At 38.1% G+C, this 18,285-nt stretch carries 15 protein-coding genes and 4 pseudogenes; 7 read left to right on the forward strand and 12 right to left on the reverse strand.

Annotated elements, in window-relative coordinates; translation table 11 throughout:
• Positions 1–36 precede the first annotated feature (36 nt).
• A pseudogene (locus WG932_RS29775) lies at positions 37–1,297 on the forward strand (replication-associated recombination protein A).
• Between the two features lie 5 nt (positions 1,298–1,302).
• Here WG932_RS29775 and WG932_RS29780 read toward each other — a convergent pair.
• The gene (locus WG932_RS29780) at positions 1,303–1,569 is read right to left on the reverse strand and encodes a hypothetical protein (protein ID WP_483086309.1); all 267 of its coding nucleotides are present in this window, start codon (positions 1,567–1,569) and stop codon (positions 1,303–1,305) included.
• Positions 1,563–1,745 carry a hypothetical protein gene (locus WG932_RS29785; protein ID WP_483086310.1) on the reverse strand — a complete coding sequence of 61 codons (183 nt, stop codon included), beginning with the start codon at positions 1,743–1,745 and terminating at the stop codon, positions 1,563–1,565. The genes WG932_RS29780 and WG932_RS29785 overlap by 7 nt, the downstream gene beginning before the upstream one ends.
• A 111-nt stretch (positions 1,746–1,856) precedes the next feature.
• Between WG932_RS29785 and WG932_RS29790 the strand changes: the two genes are divergently transcribed.
• Positions 1,857–2,429, forward strand: a complete 573-nt coding sequence (locus tag WG932_RS29790) for a TlpA family protein disulfide reductase (RefSeq protein ID WP_483086311.1) — start codon at positions 1,857–1,859, stop codon at positions 2,427–2,429.
• Positions 2,430–2,589: 160 nt separating this feature from the next.
• On the opposite strand, the gene WG932_RS29795 is transcribed toward WG932_RS29790, so the two are convergent.
• The 10 genes and pseudogenes from WG932_RS29795 to proB form a co-directional block, all read right to left on the reverse strand.
• Positions 2,590–3,207 (reverse strand): efflux RND transporter periplasmic adaptor subunit, encoded by a 618-nt coding sequence (locus WG932_RS29795; RefSeq protein ID WP_483086312.1) that lies wholly within the window; start codon positions 3,205–3,207, stop codon positions 2,590–2,592.
• The gene (locus WG932_RS29800; RefSeq protein WP_483086313.1) at positions 3,207–3,716 is read right to left on the reverse strand and encodes a hypothetical protein; all 510 of its coding nucleotides are present in this window, start codon (positions 3,714–3,716) and stop codon (positions 3,207–3,209) included. The genes WG932_RS29795 and WG932_RS29800 overlap by 1 nt, the downstream gene beginning before the upstream one ends.
• Positions 3,717–3,754: 38 nt before the next feature.
• Positions 3,755–8,089: a CusA/CzcA family heavy metal efflux RND transporter gene (locus tag WG932_RS29805; protein ID WP_483086314.1), complete on the reverse strand. Its 4,335-nt coding sequence runs from the start codon at positions 8,087–8,089 to the stop codon at positions 3,755–3,757.
• A 199-nt stretch (positions 8,090–8,288) separates the two neighbouring features.
• Positions 8,289–8,983 (reverse strand): annotated as a pseudogene (locus tag WG932_RS29810) (sensor histidine kinase).
• A 5-nt stretch (positions 8,984–8,988) separates the two neighbouring features.
• Entirely contained in the window at positions 8,989–9,678 is a 690-nt protein-coding gene (locus WG932_RS29815) for a hypothetical protein (protein WP_483086315.1), read from the reverse strand.
• Positions 9,675–10,298 carry a response regulator transcription factor gene (locus WG932_RS29820; protein ID WP_483086316.1) on the reverse strand — a complete coding sequence of 208 codons (624 nt, stop codon included), beginning with the start codon at positions 10,296–10,298 and terminating at the stop codon, positions 9,675–9,677. Before WG932_RS29820 ends, WG932_RS29815 begins: the two co-directional genes overlap by 4 nt.
• A gap of 488 nt (positions 10,299–10,786) precedes the next feature.
• Complete coding sequence (locus WG932_RS29825) at positions 10,787–10,969, reverse strand: hypothetical protein (RefSeq protein WP_483086317.1); 183 nt, start codon at positions 10,967–10,969, stop codon at positions 10,787–10,789.
• Positions 10,966–11,457: a methyltransferase domain-containing protein gene (locus WG932_RS29830; protein WP_483086318.1), complete on the reverse strand. Its 492-nt coding sequence runs from the start codon at positions 11,455–11,457 to the stop codon at positions 10,966–10,968. Before WG932_RS29830 ends, WG932_RS29825 begins: the two co-directional genes overlap by 4 nt.
• 591 nt (positions 11,458–12,048) lie before the next feature.
• Positions 12,049–13,298, reverse strand: a pseudogene (locus WG932_RS29835) (glutamate-5-semialdehyde dehydrogenase).
• Between the two features lie 29 nt (positions 13,299–13,327).
• The gene (proB, locus tag WG932_RS29840) at positions 13,328–14,413 is read right to left on the reverse strand and encodes a glutamate 5-kinase (protein WP_483086319.1); all 1,086 of its coding nucleotides are present in this window, start codon (positions 14,411–14,413) and stop codon (positions 13,328–13,330) included.
• Positions 14,414–14,750: 337 nt separating this feature from the next.
• Between proB and WG932_RS29845 the strand changes: the two are divergent.
• The 5 genes and pseudogenes from WG932_RS29845 to WG932_RS29865 all read left to right on the forward strand — a co-directional run bounded on the left by WG932_RS29845 (position 14,751) and on the right by WG932_RS29865 (position 18,233).
• A pseudogene (locus tag WG932_RS29845) lies at positions 14,751–16,108 on the forward strand (alanine/glycine:cation symporter family protein).
• The gene (locus WG932_RS29850; protein ID WP_483086320.1) at positions 16,105–16,857 is read left to right on the forward strand and encodes a glycerate kinase family protein; all 753 of its coding nucleotides are present in this window, start codon (positions 16,105–16,107) and stop codon (positions 16,855–16,857) included. The pseudogene WG932_RS29845 and the gene WG932_RS29850 overlap by 4 nt, the downstream one beginning before the upstream one ends.
• Positions 16,858–16,927: 70 nt before the next feature.
• Positions 16,928–17,062, forward strand: a complete 135-nt coding sequence (locus tag WG932_RS29855; protein ID WP_483086321.1) for a glycerate kinase — start codon at positions 16,928–16,930, stop codon at positions 17,060–17,062.
• Entirely contained in the window at positions 17,050–17,190 is a 141-nt protein-coding gene (locus WG932_RS29860; RefSeq protein ID WP_483086322.1) for a hypothetical protein, read from the forward strand. The genes WG932_RS29855 and WG932_RS29860 overlap by 13 nt, the downstream gene beginning before the upstream one ends.
• 203 nt (positions 17,191–17,393) lie before the next feature.
• Entirely contained in the window at positions 17,394–18,233 is an 840-nt protein-coding gene (locus tag WG932_RS29865; protein WP_483086323.1) for a hypothetical protein, read from the forward strand.
• The last annotated feature ends 52 nt before the right edge of the window (positions 18,234–18,285 follow it).

Here is an 18,285-nt window from a genome sequence, read left to right on the forward strand (position 1 = left end):
TTGAATACCTTTTTTTAGAATAAATTATTAAAAATTATGGAACAAACCCCTTTGGCAGAGAGGATGCGCCCGACAACCTTGGATCAGTTGATTGGACAGGAACATTTGTCCGGGCCTAACACATTCCTTCATAAGGCCATCAAAGCCGGCACGGTTCCTTCCTTAATATTATGGGGGCCTCCAGGTGTTGGGAAAACCACCATAGCCAACATTATTGCCAATGAAGTGAAAGCTCCTTTTTATACCCTAAGTGCAGTTAGTTCCGGAGTTAAGGACATTAGGGAAGTAATACAGAAAGCAAAATATCAACTTGGGGTAGTCCTCTTCATAGATGAAATTCATCGGTTTAATAAGTCCCAGCAAGATGCATTGTTAGGAGCAGTGGAGAAAGGAGTGATTAGGTTGATAGGGGCCACCACAGAAAACCCTTCCTTTGAAGTCAATGCGGCCTTATTGTCCAGGTGTCAAATTTTTACCCTAAACCCTTTGGGAAGGGAGGAACTCGAAGCCATGATGATTCAGGCATTAGAGAATGATACCGTTTTAAAGAAAAAAGGTGGTGCTTAAAGAAACAGATGCACTGCTACGGATTTCCGGAGGAGATGGTAGAAAATTACTTAATTTACTGGAAATTGTCATCGATAGTATAAAATCAGAGGAGATCATTATAGAAAATGAGTTGGTCATGCAGGTAGCGCAACAGAAAGTTGCCCTTTATGACAAATCGGGAGAGCAACATTATGATATTATTTCTGCGTTTATAAAATCCATAAGAGGGTCAGACCCCAATGCTGCGGTCTATTGGCTGGCTCGAATGATAGAAGGAGGAGAGGATGTTAAGTTTATTGCAAGGCGGCTCCTTATTTTGGCTTCTGAAGATATAGGCAACGCCAACCCGAATGCACTTTTGCTTGCCACCAATTGCTTTCAAGCAGTTAATGTTATCGGATATCCCGAGTCACGGATCATTCTTTCCCAATGTGTAACTTACCTGGCTTCTTCTCCCAAAAGTAATGCAAGTTATATGGCCATCAACACTGCCCAAGCATTGGTGAAACAGGAGGGGGATCTACCTGTTCCACTTCACCTCAGAAATGCTCCCACAAAGTTGATGAAGGATCTCAACTACGGTAAGGCTTACAAATATTCTCATGATTATGAAAATAACTTTGCCTTTCAAGAGTTTCTTCCGGACAAGATAAAAGGGACCAAACTTTATGATCCCGGACAAAATGCCCGTGAAAATGACTTAAGAAAAAACCTGCAAAAACTTTGGGGAAAGAAGTACGGATACTAAGGTGACTAGTATTCCTTGCTAAGGGTGTACCGCAGGCCTATCAATGCCCTGAAGGTGAAATCATAGGCACTATACATAGGTGTCCCCTCCATTAGCAGAGTAAATTGACGGTGATTCGCTATCGGTTTTACACTTAGACCCAGTGGTATTCCTGCTTGAGCATCTGATATTTCATTATGCCCTAACATAATGCCTCCATGCAGGTTATACCAATCAGTTTGACGAAAATTATAGTGTCCCAAAGCTTCCAAGCCCATGAAGGGATTTACCATACCCCCGCAAGCACTCGGGCTTCAGCAAAAATTTTCTTTTCAGGATCCGTTCCTACTCCTATATGACTAAGTATGCCTTCATGGTAAATGCCCACATGCACTTGAGCATTCCCCTTTAAAGAGGCGAATATTAATAGGGCGACAAAAAATGAAGTAAATCTTAACTTTGTTTTCATAGGATTCGTTTTAAACAAAAATAAACAAGTCCTAATGATTTCGGTAAATTAAGCGTGAGATTTGTCACCAATTACTAAAAAATAGGATTTATATTTAAAAAAATATTTCAGATGAATTGGAGAAAAGAGATAAAAAGTTGGGGCATAATGTTGCTGGTATTTGGGACCCTATATTTTACCGGCCTCATTACTCCGATAATGGGAGGCATTCAGTCCTTGGTACTATCCACCGGATTGATAAAACCTAAAGTGACTTTAGAAAACAAAGAAAAACAGGCTTTTGATTATGCAGGTCAGTTTTTAGATACCAATGGAGACAGGTTGGGCTTGTCTCAGTATAAAGGAAAAACCATTTTTATAAATCTTTGGGCAACATGGTGTCCCCCTTGCCGGGCGGAAATGCCCCATATTTCTGAATTGTATGACAAAGTGAAAGGAAAAGAAGACTTAGAATTTTTAATGATTGCTTTGGATGAGGATTTTAATAAAAGCATTAAGTTGGTGAAAGAAAAGAATTATTCATTTCCCATCGTTCATGCCGCCTATGGATTAAACCCTTCTTTGCAAAGTCAAGCTATCCCTACTACATTGGTGGTAAGCCCTGAAGGAGAAATTGTATTTTACCAGGAGGGAATGAGTAACTTTAACAATCAAGAATTTCAGGATTTTCTACTGTCTTTGTAGGTTTTGAATAAGGAAGGATTTCCCCGCCGAATTAAGGATACCTTTCTTCCTAAGCAGGTTCAGTAGAGAGAACAATACGAGAGCTTCTACCCTCGTATTGTTTTACAGGTAAACTTTGAAGTTCGGCAAAATTGCGCAGTTTTTCTTGCAATTCGAGCATTTAATCTGTTATTAAATTAAAGGCTCCTTTTATCAGGAACCGGGTGTTTTCTGAAAACTCAGCATGATTTAAGATTTCCACATTACCGTCATTACTCAAGCCAATTATCACTTCTCTTTTGGTGAAAGAGTACACATCTTGGGAAAATTTATTGAGAATCAATACATAATATTTCCCATCCATGTCTACCAAAGCCTCCTGAGGAAGGGATATTTTGCTTGTGGTATTAGTGTAAATTTCTGCCTCTACATACATGCCGGGATTGAATCTTTGATTGAGATTCTCATCAGATAAATGTCCATGAATTCCAATGGTTCTGTCTTCGGGGTTTACCGTTTTATTTACCAGATAAACGAAAGCTTCATAGCTTTGGCTGTTGTCTTCCTGTGTTCTAAAATGGATGATTTGCCCTTTTCGAATTTTAGATAAATCTTTTTCAAAAATATTTAATTCAAGGTGCATATGATCTGTGTCTACAATTGAGATGGCTGTTTGGGAAGACTCCAGAAACTGTCCCCTCATTGCATCCACTTGGGTTACGAAGCCACCAATGGGAGAGCTAATCTGTATTGAGGTACGAATATTATCCATGTTTAAGGTATTGGGGTCTATATGCATTAATAATAGTTTTTTGCCAAAGAGGCTGCTTTTACCTTTGTAACGGTATAGTCAGATTCAGCTTTTAGGTAGTTTTTTTGTGAAGTCACCTTATCCTGCACCAGGTTTTTCTGCCTCTCATAATCTGATTTAAGGTATGTAAGCTGTCCCATTGCTTCCAAATAGTCTTGCTGGATCTGAACAAAATCAGGGTTTTCCAAGGTGAATAGTTTTTGACCCTTCCTAACTTGTTCACCAGGTAAAAGCCGGATATCCTTTATCGTTCCCGGGAAGTAGGAACTAACGGCCGCATTGTTTTCCGGTGGAACATCAAACTTACCTATGGCTTTAATAATCTGATGAAATGAAGAACTGTCAAAGGTTCCCAGAGCCATTTCTGAAGACTTGAATTGGCTGGTTGTAAGTGTATACACATCCTCCATTGTCTCTTCTGCCACAGGTTCTTCCTGACCTGAATAATCTGCAGGAGATGAGCAGGATAAAAGGTTGAGGAGGAGAGCAAAAATCATATAATTTAGTGCATGATATTTCATGGGGTGGTTATTATTTATTTATAATTCATTAAATAATTTGCCTCCAACACAGTCTCATTATATTGGAAAAGATAACGGAGATAATTGGATTCAATGGTTTTGGAATTTTCCAAAAACTGGGTGTATTGAAGGAAGTTTATTTCGCCATTTTGGTAAGCTTTGTTGGCATGAAACAGCGTTTCTTCCGATAAATTTTTTCCTGTTTCCTCATAATAAATTAACTCTTCGTCAAATTGCCTAAGGTCAGAAAGTAAAGCATTGTATTTGGAGCGCAATTGTATTAGGTAATTGTTCCTTGCAGACGTAATTATTTTGGTATGGGTCTTTGCTGCCTCAATTTTTGACTTTTGGTACCCAAACCACAAGGGAAGGGCTAGCCCTATATGAAAACCAGAGTAAGTTTGTCTGCCTACACCATTGTTCATGCCCTGAAATACAGAAAGGTTTAAATTTGGAAGTAATCTTTGCTTTTCGAGCTTATAATTATTGGCCCATAAATTCATTGCATCTGCATAATAATTGATAACAGGATGGCTAGCTGAATCGAGGGGACTCAAGGGTATCCGTTTAAGTTTTTCTTCACCTACCCGGTACTCAGTGTCAGATTGTAACCATTGATTCAATTCGATATAGGACCTGTTAATACTCTCTTTAATTTGATTCAGCATTAGGGAAATTTCTTTCCTTTTGGTGTCAGCGGTTAACTTTTCTAAATAATTAGATTCACCTTGATCAAATCTCCTGCCTGCAGCATGCTGAAACTGAGCGTATAAACTATCTAGGTAAGTGTAATTCTTTAGCATTTCCTGCCAGTAAATAATTTCGTAATAGGACTTGGCAACCTCTTTAGTAATGAGGTATTGGTCCATCTGGAATTGGTCCTTAACCAACTGTGATTTGTCTTGCATTACCTGCTTTTGTGCTCCATAGACGGTTGGAAATTGCAGATTTTGCTGAATGCCCCAGACATTGAGTGGCAAGTTATTTGGGGCTAAATTGTTTTGGTCTTTGCTATAAAAAAATTCTGTTTTATCGATATCTATGGCACTTCCTATCAGCTGTTCACTTTGATCAATTCTTTGCTGGGAGGCTTTTAATCCCAGGTTGTTTTCCAAAGCAATCTCTATGGCCTTTTCTAATTTAATTTCACGGTCTTGTGCTTGACTTATAATAGGTAATGAAAATAATAATAGGATAGGAAGAGCCATTTTAGGAAGCCTTGCTTTCGGTTCCGGTCTTTGCCCATCGAAAAGGGCGTATAATATAGGCAAAACAATTAATGTGAGAATGGTTGAGGTAATCAGTCCTCCTACAACTACAGTGGCTAGGGGTCTTTGAACTTCGGCACCGGCTGCAGTGGATATAGCCATAGGCAAAAATCCCAATGCATCAGTGGCCGCAGTTAACAAGACAGGCCTTAACCTACTCTTTGTTCCCAAAAGTATGCGCCGATTAATGTCATTTACCCCTTTTGCTTTCAATTCTTTAAATTCTTCTATTAGTATTATACCGTTCAGGACGGCAATTCCGAAAAGGGCAATGAAGCCCACACCGGCAGAGATGCTAAAAGGCATGTCTCGAATATACAGTAAGGCTACGCCTCCAACAGTTGCCATGGGAATAGCGCTGTATATAAGCAGGGCTTCTTTTACAGATTTAAAAGCAAAATACAATAGAATGAAAATGAGAAGAAGGGCAATAGGGACGGCAATCAATAGCCTTTCCTTTGCTGTTTTCAAGTTCTCAAATTGCCCGCCATAATCAATCGTATAACCGACTGGAAGGTCAATTTTATTTTTTATAATTTCTTGTACATCATCTACCACCGATTCAAGATCTCTATTCCTTACATTTACCCCAACTACAATCCTTCTTTTAGTATTGTCTCTAGATATTTGAGCAGGTCCTTTGGTGTAGGTAATCTCGGCAAATTCTCTAAGTGGCAGATGACTGCCATTTGGCAATTGGATAGAGGCCGTCTCAATATTGTCTATGTCTTTGCGGTGAGCCTCATCGTACCTGATAACCAAATCGAATTTCTTTTCACCTTCAAAAATGGTCCCTGCTGATTTTCCGGCAAAGCCCATAGTAAGTATATTGTTGAGGTCTTCCACATTCAATCCGTATTTTGCAATTTTTAGCCGATCATATTTAACAGACATTTGTGGCAAGCCTGCTATTTTCTCCACGGTAATGTCCTCAGCACCCGCTACATTTTGAATGGCTTTGCCAACCTCTAAACCTTTTTCATACAGTATATCTAAATCTTCCCCAAAAATTTTGATGGCCAAATCTGCTCGAACACCTGTTATGAGTTCATTGAAACGCATCTCTATGGGTTGCGTAAATTCATATTCCACGCCTGGGATTTCAGAAAGTGCCTCTTTAAATTGATTGGCCAAGTCATCTTTATTACTGGCAGTAATCCATTCATCTTTTGGAATCAGTTTAATGATGATATCACTTTCTTCCATTGACATTGGGTCAGTTGGAACTTCTGCGGCACCTATTCTACTAACCACCTGATCCACTTCAGGAAATTCTTGGATAATTTTCTCCATCCTAGTAATGATTTCAATGGTATTGGATAAGGATGTTCCTGTTTTGAGTACTGGCTGTATTACAAAATCACCTTCATCAAGGGTGGGTATAAATTCTCCACCCATCTGAGAAAAAATAACACCTGCTAACACCATTAAAGAAACTGCTGTTCCGATTACAATTTTCTTTTTCCTTAAGGCCCAAACGATGGCAGGCCTGTACCTGTTTTCTAAAAATTTAATCAATCCTGATGAAATGGTTTTTTTGTTAGGGTCTGAAGGCTTGATAAATAGGGTAGCCATAACCGGTACATAGGTAATACAAAATAAGATTGCTCCAATCAATGCGAAACAGAAAACCAAAGCCATTGGCCGAAACATCTTGCCTTCCACACCTACCAGTGACAGAATAGGAATAAATACAATGATGATGATGAGTTGGCCAAAAATTGCAGAATGCATCATTTTAGAGGCTCCTAAATAGGTGATTTTATCGATCAATCCCTGCCTATTGGATTTTGGTAATTGTAAGAGTTTTGACCGTTCCGCAGTGATTTTAAAAGCAATAAATTCCACAATTATTACGGCTCCATCTATAATAATTCCAAAGTCAATGGCCCCAAGACTCATCAAATTGGCATCCACCCCAAAAATATTCATTAGTGACAATGCGAATAATAAGCACATAGGAATAACAGACGCCACTACTAGTCCGGATCTGAAATTGCCCAACAGGAGAACTACCACAAAAATCACTATTAAACAGCCTAGGATAAGGTTTTCGGCAATTGTAAAAGTTGTTTTGCCAATCAACTCACTCCTTTCTAAAAAGGGATTTATTCGAATGCCCGGTGGCAGGGAAGGGGAGATTTCTTTTACCCTTTCTTTTACCGCATTGATCACTTCTTTAGAATTGGCTCCTTTCAGCATCATTACTTGCCCCAAAACCTTCTCTCCCTCACCATTGCCGGTTATTGCTCCAAAGCGGGTGGCTTTACCAAAACCCACGGTAGCCACATCTCTTATAAAAACAGGAGTGCCATTTCTGTTTTCAATTACAATATTTTCAATGTCTTCTATAGAATTTGCCAGTCCTTCCCCTCTAACAAAATAAGCCTGATTTGTTTTTTCTATATAACCGCCTCCTGCAATGCTGTTGTTTTTCTCAAGAACCTCGAAGGTTTGTGCCACAGTAAGGTTGAGGCTTCTTAGTTTTTCAGGATTGATTGCCACTTCATATTGTTTCAAATAGCCTCCCCAGGTATTGACTTCAATAACACCTGGAATACCTGAGAGTTGCCGTTTGATGATCCAATCTTGAATGGTTCTTATTTCTGTTAAAGAATATTGATCTTTATAGGCAGCATCTACCTCTACTACATATTGATAGATCTCTCCTAAGCCGGTGGAAATAGGTCCCATAAAAGGTTGACCAAAACCTGCGGGGATTTTTTCTTCAGCTGCTTTAATTTTTTCAGCGATGAGTTGGCGCGGCAGATAGGTGCCTATTTCATCATCAAATACCACTGTTACTACCGAAAGGCCAAATTTAGACACCGAACGGATTTCTTTGACATTAGGTAAATTGGCCATCTCCAATTCTATTGGATAGGTTAAAAACTTCTCAACATCTTCTGTTGCAAGATTTCTAGAGGTAGTAATCACTTGCACTTGGTTGTTGGTGATGTCTGGAACCGCACCAATTGGGATTTCATATAAAGAATATGTACCGAAGGCAATAACAGCTGCTGAAAAAAGAAGCACGATCAATTTATGTCGGATGCTGTATTCAATAATTCGCTCTAACATTGAAACAAAGGATTATAATGAAGGCCTAAAGATAAGTAGGCAATACCATGTCTTTTCTCAAGCTTTTCTTAAGATTGGCTTAAATAATTATGCTATGAAATTCCCTAAGCCTTCCTTTTTTAAATGGAATAACCTATAATACAGGGTGATAAGATATACTTATATTCCCATTTTATTTATACCGAAAGTTCCAACCAAACTAAGCGTGTATGATTGTAGTAGGGAATAATAAAATGATGGTAGTACCCTTGCCTTTTTCGCTAAGTATAGAAATTTTTATCTGATATAAATCACAAAGTTTTTTTACAATGGAAAGACCTAAACCGGCTCCATTTATTCTTCCCAGCTCATGGCTCTCACCACGAAAAAATGGCTGATATATTTTTTTAATTCCTCATCAGATATCCCTATGCCTTGGTCAATAATCTCTAAACATATACCTTCCTTTTCACTCCTTAATACCAAATTTATATCTTGGGTGTCAAGTGAGTATTTTATAGCATTCTGAATTAGGTTTTCAAGGATGATTGCGACAGATTTTTCATTGGCCTTTATAAAGCCTTTATTTACAAGTTTTTCTGTTAATATAATACTGCGTGTAGGGTTCTGTTTTTGGGTGGAGTCAATGATGTCTTTTACAAGAAATTTTAAATCTACTTCTTCGTTTTTATGAATGCCTTTTTGGAGCCTTGCCAAGGTCAACAGTTGATCTAAAATAGCATTTAACTTATCAATGATAATAATACCCTCCCTAATTTTGGCTATGTATTCTTCAGGAGTCCTAGGTTTTCTTATCAAAACCTCAAAATTCCCTTTCAAAATGGCCAATGGGGTTCTAAGTTCATGAGAAGCATCTGAAGTAAACTGTTTCTCTCTTAATACTCCTTTTTCCACCCTTTCTAAAAGATGATTGATAGAAACTGAAAGACTGTTAATTTCATCCTTATACTTGAGTGTAGGAGTCTCTCATTAAGGTTGTCTTTGGTGATAACTTCTGCTTTCCTAGTAATATCTATAATGGGTTGAATACTCTTGGAAGCAAGCCATCTTAAGGTGAGAAAAAGGAACAACAAGACAATAGGGTAAAGAAAAAATAGAACGGTTTTGAGATTGTTGAGTAGGGATTTGGAGTCTTCAAATGATGTTGCGAGCAATAAGTATCCGGTCAATTCTCCTTCTGTCAACAATTCAACCTGCATTTGCCTAACTTCTTTTCCATTTAAGTTTAGGTTGAACCCCTTGTTTACCGAAGCGGTACCGGGTTTAAAATAGAGACTATTGCTTCCCAAATTCGGAGATTTGTCCATGGGATTTCCTTCCTTATCTACAATTTCGATAAAAATAGGATTGAAATTTATCTCTTTATGTTCTTCTTCCTCCCATTCGCCTTTGTGAACAAATTTTATTTGACCATCCTCTATTTTGATTTGATTGACATGTTTATTGGTCTCATTTTCAAGATTGTTGTCAATATTTTCCAAAACAGTAGATTTGACTACTTGGTAAATAAGTAAAAAAGACATTAAGACCATTAGGGCAGAGGCCATGGTTAATTTAAATGAAAGCCTGTTTTTATAAGTTCTTTTCATTCCTCTCTGGCCATATAACCTACACCTCTGATCGTTTGAATGTAGTTGTTGTCTTTTGTTAACCCCAGTTTTTTTCTGAGGGAATTAATGAATACATCAATCACTCCTGTGTCATAATCAAAGTGTATGTCCCAAACGCTCTCTATAATCCTACTTCTCCGGCAAACTTTGTTTTTGTGCCGAATCAGGTATTCCAGAAGAGCAAATTCCTTTTGGGTTAATACCACCTCTTTGCCATTGATTTCTACTCTGTGGTTTTCAGTAAATAAGTTGATAGGTCCTAAACTTAAAGACAATTGGTCATCAGATCGAGATCTAAATTGAACCCTTATTCGAGCCAATAATTCTTCGAAATTAAAAGGCTTGCGGATATAGTCATTGGCCCCGGTTTGTAAGGCGAAAATGGCTTCATCCGAAGTGTCTTTGGCAGTAAGAAAGAGGATGGGTGTGGATGGATACTCTTTTCTGAATTGTCGTGTTATTTCTATCCCACTCATACCGGGTAACATCCAATCCACTAAAAGGATATCATAGTATCCTTCCAAGGCCATTTCCAAACCTTTTTTGCCATTGTCGGCAATATCCACTGCATAGGCTTCCTCTTCCAGACCTTGTTTCAAAAGCCCGAAATTCCCGGTTCGTCTTCAATTATTAAAATCCTCATCTCGATAAGCTTTTAAGCCTCCAAGTGCCTTTTTTAGTCTTCCCCCTTTTGGAGGGTGCACTTAGGATGCTTATAAAGCAAATTAACAGTTTCTTTCTTAAGATTTGCTTAAAGGATTATTAATGTAGTCTAAAATTAAAAATAAGTGAATATGAAATTATTTTTTATCAGAAGTAAAATTTAAAAGTTCTATTAGGGATAAGGACGGTTGTTGAAAGTTCAAAATCTGGATTGCCTTGATAACCAAAATTTAACCTTTCAGCTATTTGGCCCATCAGTCTTTTGTTTAGTTGGCTAGTGCTTATATCTCTTAAATTTAAATTGTCAACTACTTAAATTTATAGACCATTGTTTCCCTTGAATATAACCACTACAATTGATGAATTTCCTGTAAAGATTAAGGATTAAAATGAAAATGATTTCTAACCTTTTGTCTATGTTGAATCAATCTTTAAAATTGTGAACGACAAAAGATTTGGTCATTCCTATAAATTTTTCTTTGGTAAGTTTACTTGATGGGAATAATTCTTTCATGTCCTTTTTTGACAATAGAAGAATTTCATCTAAGTATTGTTGTGCCTCTTTCTTAGACCATTTTTTAAACCTGCTGAATTTTGTTTTGGTCAAGATAAAAAACCTGACTTTTTTGGGATAAACTGAAAATAGGGCAATAAATAATGAGGTTCTATGATGAAATATTTATTGGGAGTTTGAACATAATGATACCTGCCAACCCTTATTATTTCCTCTGCCATTTTCTTTTGTTGCCCTCTGTTGTAAAGGTGTTCAATAACTGAATTAGAAAAACCTATATCAAATGAATTGTTTTTATAGGCAGATAAATTAGTTCCATCGCCCTTTACAATTTCAAAGTTATTATAAGTTGTTTCTCCGGCTTCTAGGTTTAAAATGGTAATATGTATGCCGGGAACATTTGCCATGCCGGCATTAATCCAGAATTCTTCATAGCCTCCGACATCCAAGATCTTAACGGGCTTTTTAAATTTTTCAAGTTGTTTCTTGAATAATGCCATTCGTTTTTGTCGAAAATTATTCCCCAAGGAGTTTTGAACAGATGAATCGCTAAATGCCCAAGATGTTAAATTTTTAATCATAGGTTATAATTATTAAAACGCAATCGTTTTAATAAGTTTGGTTATAAAGGGGTTATCAGTAATGTTAAGGACTAAAGGTTAAAAATTTAATGGATTGATAACCTTTAATATCAGCCATACCGACTTTTATTATTTTGAGTATATTAAGTTTGCCGACCTATTCTAATATTTCCTTCTTTTATTAATTTCTTTTTCTAGGTCTCAAAATTAAGGCCATTTATTCCTTTTTATGATTTAACTCAAGAGTTTTTAAGAAATGAAGTCTCAGGATTAATGAATTACCCGAATATTTTATATATACCAATCTTGGTATTAATTGAATTATAGGAAATTCCAGATTTGGGTTAAATGCCAAATTCATTCTGCCTATTAACGTATTATAAAATATTAATCAGTAATAATTTGAATCCTAGATAAGAGGGTTTTTATTAAATACTTTTGATATAAACCTAAAAAAATGCTGAAGGATTCACAGTAATTGTTTCGCTTAAAAAAATACGGGGATTGGATGATGTTGTAATAATTTTCAACCCCTTCCAATCCCCGTTCTTTGAATTAATGAGAATCATTAATTAATGTTTGTGCAAAGGTTTAATTCCTCACCTGACCTTGACCTTTAATGATCCATTTATAGGAGGTCATTTCTTCAAGAGCCATTGGGCCCCTGGCATGTAATTTTTGTGTGCTTATCCCAATTTCTGCACCAAGGCCAAATTGTGCCCCATCAGTAAAAGCAGTGGAAGCATTCGCATAGACTGCTGCTGCATCTACCGCCTTAAGGAAGTGATTGATGGTTTTTTCATCTTCAGCAATGATGGCTTCACTATGTTTACTGCTATATTTAGCGATGTGTTCCAATGCTTCGTTGGTATCAGTGACTACTTTTAGAGACATTTTCATGGAAAGAAATTCTGTACCAAAGTGCTCCTGTTCTGCATGATGCAAAAGGTTTTCAGGATACTTTCCCTCCAATGTTTCATAGGCCTGATTGTCAGCATATATGGTCACCTCTTTTTTTGCCAGAGGCAACGTCATTGCTTCCAAATCGCTTACACGACTTTGGTGAACCAATAAACAGTCGAGTGCATTGCATACGCTAACCCTCCTTGTTTTTGCGTTGCAAATGATTTCTTTACCCTTTTCAAGATCGGCTGACTGGTCAAAATAGGTATGTACAATGCCTGCCCCTGTTTCTATAACCGGTACCTTGGAATGTTCCCTTACATAATCTATAAGCCCCTGACTTCCTCGAGGAATAATCATGTCGACGAAACCTACAGCTTGTAATAAAGCTTTGGTAGCTTCTCTTCCGGCGGGAAGAAGGCTGACGATATCTGTAGAAACCTTGTTTTTTTGAGGACCTTGTGAATGACATCTACTATGCATGAATTGGAAGCATAAGCATCCGATCCTCCTTTTAGAACAAGGGCATTTCCAGTTTTAAGACATAAGCTAAAAACGTCGAAAGTAACATTAGGTCGGGATTCATAAATAATGCCTATGACACCAATAGGAACCCTAATCTTTTTTAGTTCCAGGCCATTGTCTAAGGTTTTTCCTGAAATTATTTCCCCAAGTGGGGAATCCAGTTTGGCGACATTTATCAGATCACTTGCTATTCCTTCTAATCTTTCTTCGGTTAATTTAAGGCGGTCATATTTTGGGTCATTTGGATTCATACGATCTAAATCCTCCTGGTTGGCATCCAAAATTTCCGGAGTGTATTTGATGGCTGCCATCGCCAAATCATCTAATATCTTATTTATTTTATCTTCCGACAGCAAAGAAAGGTCTCTGCTTGCTGCCAGTGTTTTTACAAATAGGTCTTTCTGATTGTTCATAAGAAATATCTTTTATACCTAAATAGGCATTAATTTAAGTCAGAAATGTAAAGGTAATCATAATGTACCAATGGTTTTTGTCCGCTAAGACCAATTTTCTCATTGGCTGTAATGGCATTGTATTCGGCTTTGCCCAAACCAAGTCTGATGCCAGAGGGGTCTACAATACGAATAATATCTCCTTTCAAGAAATCTCCTTTTATTTTTGAGATGCCTATGGGTAACAAACTAGTAATTTTGTCGGATAATAAAGCCAATTTAGCCCCTTCATTGATGGTAACTTCTCCCTTGGAGTAGTTGTCACTGTGTGCAATCCATTTTTTATGATTGTCCTTAATTTTACCGGGCTCAAAGTAAGTGCATTTAAGCGTTTTGTTATAATAGGCGATTAGCACATCATCTTTTTTACCATTGGCTATCAGTACCTCAATACCAAGATTGGCAGATTTTTTTGCCATCGTCATTTTTGTAAGCATTCCCCCTCTTCCAAAGGAAGATTTGTGAGTGGAGATGTACTGACTCAAATTAGGCATTTTCTGGCCAACATGCGTGATCAACTCAGCGGAGGGGTCTGTCGGGTGTCCTTTGTAAATGCCATCAACATTGGTGAGCAAGAGTAGGCTGTCGGCATCCACCATGGCTGCAACCAATCCTGCCAATTCATCATTGTCGGTAAACATCAATTCGGTTATGGCAACAGCGTCATTTTCATTAATTACCGGCACTACATTATTTTTCAATAAGCCATCCAAACAGTTTTTCATGTTGAGGTAATGAGCCCTGTCTCTGAAATCTTCCTTTGTCACCATAAGTTGGGCAATGGGATGCCCTTGGTTTGAAAAGAGTTCTTTATACTGTCTGATGAGTTCTATTTGCCCATAAGCTGCCCAAACCTGCTTTTTAGAGATTGCATCGGTTTTTGGCATTAGGGAAAGGGATTTTCTTCCAAAGGCCACTGCTCCCGAAGTAACCAAAATAACTTTCAAGCCCTTTTTCAAAAGAAAGGCCATTTGGTCTACTAAACCCGACATGCGGTTGAGATCGGGGCTCCCATCTTCCATGGTTAGTACATTGGAACCTATCTTGATGACGACAGTATTGGTTTTACGGCTCATTTTCATTTAGAATAATAGAATGAATGCAAAATTAGAAAGATTCATTAAATAGTCTAGTTTACAAAATTCATTTATTGGGCTATTGTAGCATTTTTAGCTTGAATTATGTTTCATGAAGGATTGCCTTTTTTAACCTATTTATACAAGTGTCAGATAATCAATGGTATTGGATGGTTTTGTTTTCGGTTTCTATACTTTTTATAGAAGGGAAAAGCTTGCTCTTGCGAATTCAAATGCCTCTCAGGAATAGAATATTACCTTCCTTTTTCCGGTTTAGATTATTATTGATTACTTTGTACAATTGAAGGCAATTGTTTCAAGAAAAATTATATCACGTTTGGGAGAGTATATCATAGCATTTAGTAATTGGATTTGGGGAACCCCTTTGTTGCTACTTTTGACAGGGGGCGGCTTTTTTATGTTGGTTTATTCTGGTTTTATACCTTTTAGGGGTTAAAACATGCCATGAAAGTGGTGGGTGGTAAATACGACGACCCCAATGCTTCAGGAGATATTACCTCCTTACAAGCCTTGTCTTCGGCTATTGCAGCAACTGTAGGTTTAGGGAATATAAGTGGGGTCGCCTTGGCAATTGGAACGGGAGGTCCGGGAGCTATTTTCTGGATGTGGGTCTCTGCCTTTGTAGGGATGGCAACAAAATTTTTCACTTGTACACTTGCCATTATGTATAGGGGAAAGGATTCTTCAGGACATATCCAGGGAGGTCCCATGTATGTAATTGAAGAAGGAATGGGGAAAAAATGGCGATTTCTTTCTGTGATTTTCTGTGTTGCCGGTATCATGGGGCTACTTGCAGTTTTTCAGGCCAATCAGCTGACGGAAGTATTAAGGGTGGTGATGCTTAGGCCTTGGGGGCTGGATTACGGTCAATCTACCCGGTGGATCATTGGCATTACAATGATGATTTTGGTGGCAATAGTAATATTGGGAGGTATACAAAGGATAGCAAAAGTAGCATCCCGACTAGTTCCCTTTATGGTTACCATGTATTTCCTAGGCGTATTTGTGATTTTATATAAAAATTTAGGAGCAGTTCCAGATATGTTTTGGCATATAATCGAAGATGCTTTTTCCGGAAAGGCGGTACTTGGAGGAGCAGTTGGTCAGGTTATTATTACCGGAGCAAGGAGGGCTGCATTTTCAAATGAGGCAGGGATAGGTACAGCACCTATGGTACATGGTGCTTCAAGAACCAATGAACCTGTACGAGAAGGGCTGATTGCCATGTTGGGGCCTTTTATTGATACCATTGTGGTTTGTACATTGACAGCATTGGTGATAATGGTAACAGGAGTGTGGACATCCGGAGAGCAGGATGGTGTGCTATTAACCCTCTCGGCCTTTGAAAAGGGTTTGCCGGGTATAGGAAAATACATATTATTGGTAGCAGTATTGGTATTTGCACTTTCTACTATGTTCACCTATTCTTATTATGGGCACAAGTGCTTTAACTACCTGTTTGGTGCAGAAAAGGCTGATTATTACAATTATTTTTATTTGATAACCATTGTGGTAGGGGCGGTGACCTCGTTAAGAGTGGTCATGAGTTTTGTGGATGGTGTATACGCGATTATGGCTTTTCCCACTATGCTTTCTGCGATTTATCTCTCCCCCAAAGTAGTTGCAGCTACAAAAGATTATTTTAAAAGAATGAAAAAACTGGACAAGCAATGAACTGGTTGATCGCACCTAATGCATTTAAGGGAAGTATGGAAGCTGATGAGGCTGCAATAATCATTCGGGACCTGATTCGACTCAGGAACGAAAACGATAATATTGTGACAGCCCCTATCGCAGATGGGGGTGATGGAACCTGTTTTCTCCTGAATCAGCATTTGGGTTTGACTGAGCATTATGCTGAAGTCAGTGATCCTATAGGGAGAGCAATTAAGGGGTTTTACGGCTATGAGCCTGCTTCCGGTTCGGCTTACCTTGATGTTTCCACAGTTTCTGGGATCAAGTGGCTGAAAACAAATGAGTTGGATCCCTGGAAATGCAGTACCTATGGTACGGGAGAATTAATTAGAGAGGCGTTAAGCAAAGGTGTGAAAAATATCGTTTTAGGCTTGGGAGGAAGTGCCACTGTAGATATGGGGACAGGAATCCTAGCTGCTTTAGGCGTCCAATTTCTAGACAAGCATGGGGCCGAATTGGCACTTTTTAGTCCTTACTTTTTAGATAACATCTCCGCTATTCAAGTCAAAGAAAAACTTCCTGAATTGTCATTTACATGTCTTTGTGATGTGAACAACCCTTTCTTAGGTGACAGGGGTGCAATACCTGTATTTGGTCCTCAGAAAGGCCTCAAACCTGAAGATCAATCTAAATTTTTGGAAGCAGCAAAAAAGTTTACCATCTTTTTGAAAAAGCAAAAGGCATTGAAATTCAAGACCAAGCATGTTTCGGTGCGGCCGGTGGCATAGCGCTTGGCTTAAGTGCATTTTTCCCAACCAAGATGGCACAAGGAGCTCATTTTTCTTCGATAAAATTGATATGTCCCAAAAGATAGCTTTTGCTGATGTGGTAATTACCGGTGAAGGAAGGTATGACAACCAGTCTGCCGATGGTAAAGGTAGCTATGAATTGCTTCAACTCGCTCGGGCCCAAGGAAAAAAGTGTGGATTATAACCTCAGGAAATGAGGCAGATGAGGCGGGATTTGATGAGGTGATTAAGTTGGAAGATATGGATTTTAATCTTCCGAATATCCCAGAAAGAGCAGGCGAAAATTTGAGGTCATCTTTGGAAAAAAGTTGAGAGATAAGGGATTCTAGGGAGAATATTTTTTTCATGTTAAATGATATAAAAATGCTTTTTTATTATTTGAAGGTCAGAATTTGACTGGTGAAAAATATTGTTTGTTATTCTCTAATTTAACCAATTATTAAAGTAGGAAAAAAGAGTTTTTTTATTGGTATGTTTGCATAACTCAATACGAGTTCTATTCAACTTTTTTCGCTATGAAAATTAACAGTTTATTATTAATTCCGGTTTTATTGGCCTTGCTCTCAGCTTGTAACCCTACCATTGATAGTCCCGATCCGATTATCACTGACGGGTATTTGGGAATAGATTTACCTACAGGTTTTGATTTTACTACCACAAAATCAGTAGAATTTAATTTGTCTGCAAAAAGTAGGGATAAAGAACCCATTCCTTTTGTCGTTTACAAGATCTATGATGATAACCCTTATAAGGAAGGGAAACTATTACACACTGTCCGTTTGAATGAGCAAGGAAATGCTACGGTATCTATAGATTTACCTAGTTTTCAAGAACAGGTATGGGTTAGTACTAGTTTTATTGGAGTGGAGCCCATTGCCGTAATTTCCATTGCTGGTAATCAAGCAGATTATAGCTATGATGCGACAAATCCGAATATATTGCCTGATGAATTTTACGAAAGTAATGAAAGCAGTAATGCCAGAATGGCATCGACTCAAGAAGATTTTCAGACCTTAGGAACTTGGGCCGGCAATGGTAAACCCTCCTATTTATTGGAGCCGGATAAGATATCCAACCAACTGTTAAAAAACATCAATGCTAGCCTTCCGGAACGAAAAGATATTAGGAATAGCAATCCAAAAGCATTGGATGAAAAATACCAAAGAGAGTTATTTGTAAATGAACTTGCTGAGGTTTGGGTGACCTATGTCCACACTGGAGGATCGTATCGAAATACTATTGGCTATTATTACTATAAAAAAGGTGAAGCACCCGAGACTGCTGCTGATATAAAAAATAAAACAATTATTTTCCCAAATGCTCAGTCTGGAGTTTTGAGTCCGGGGCTAAGGTAAAACTGGAAGGACCAGTAGATGGTGCATTTGAAAAGGATACCTACATTGGTTG

The organism is Cyclobacterium sp. SOCE241 (genome assembly GCF_056867545.1).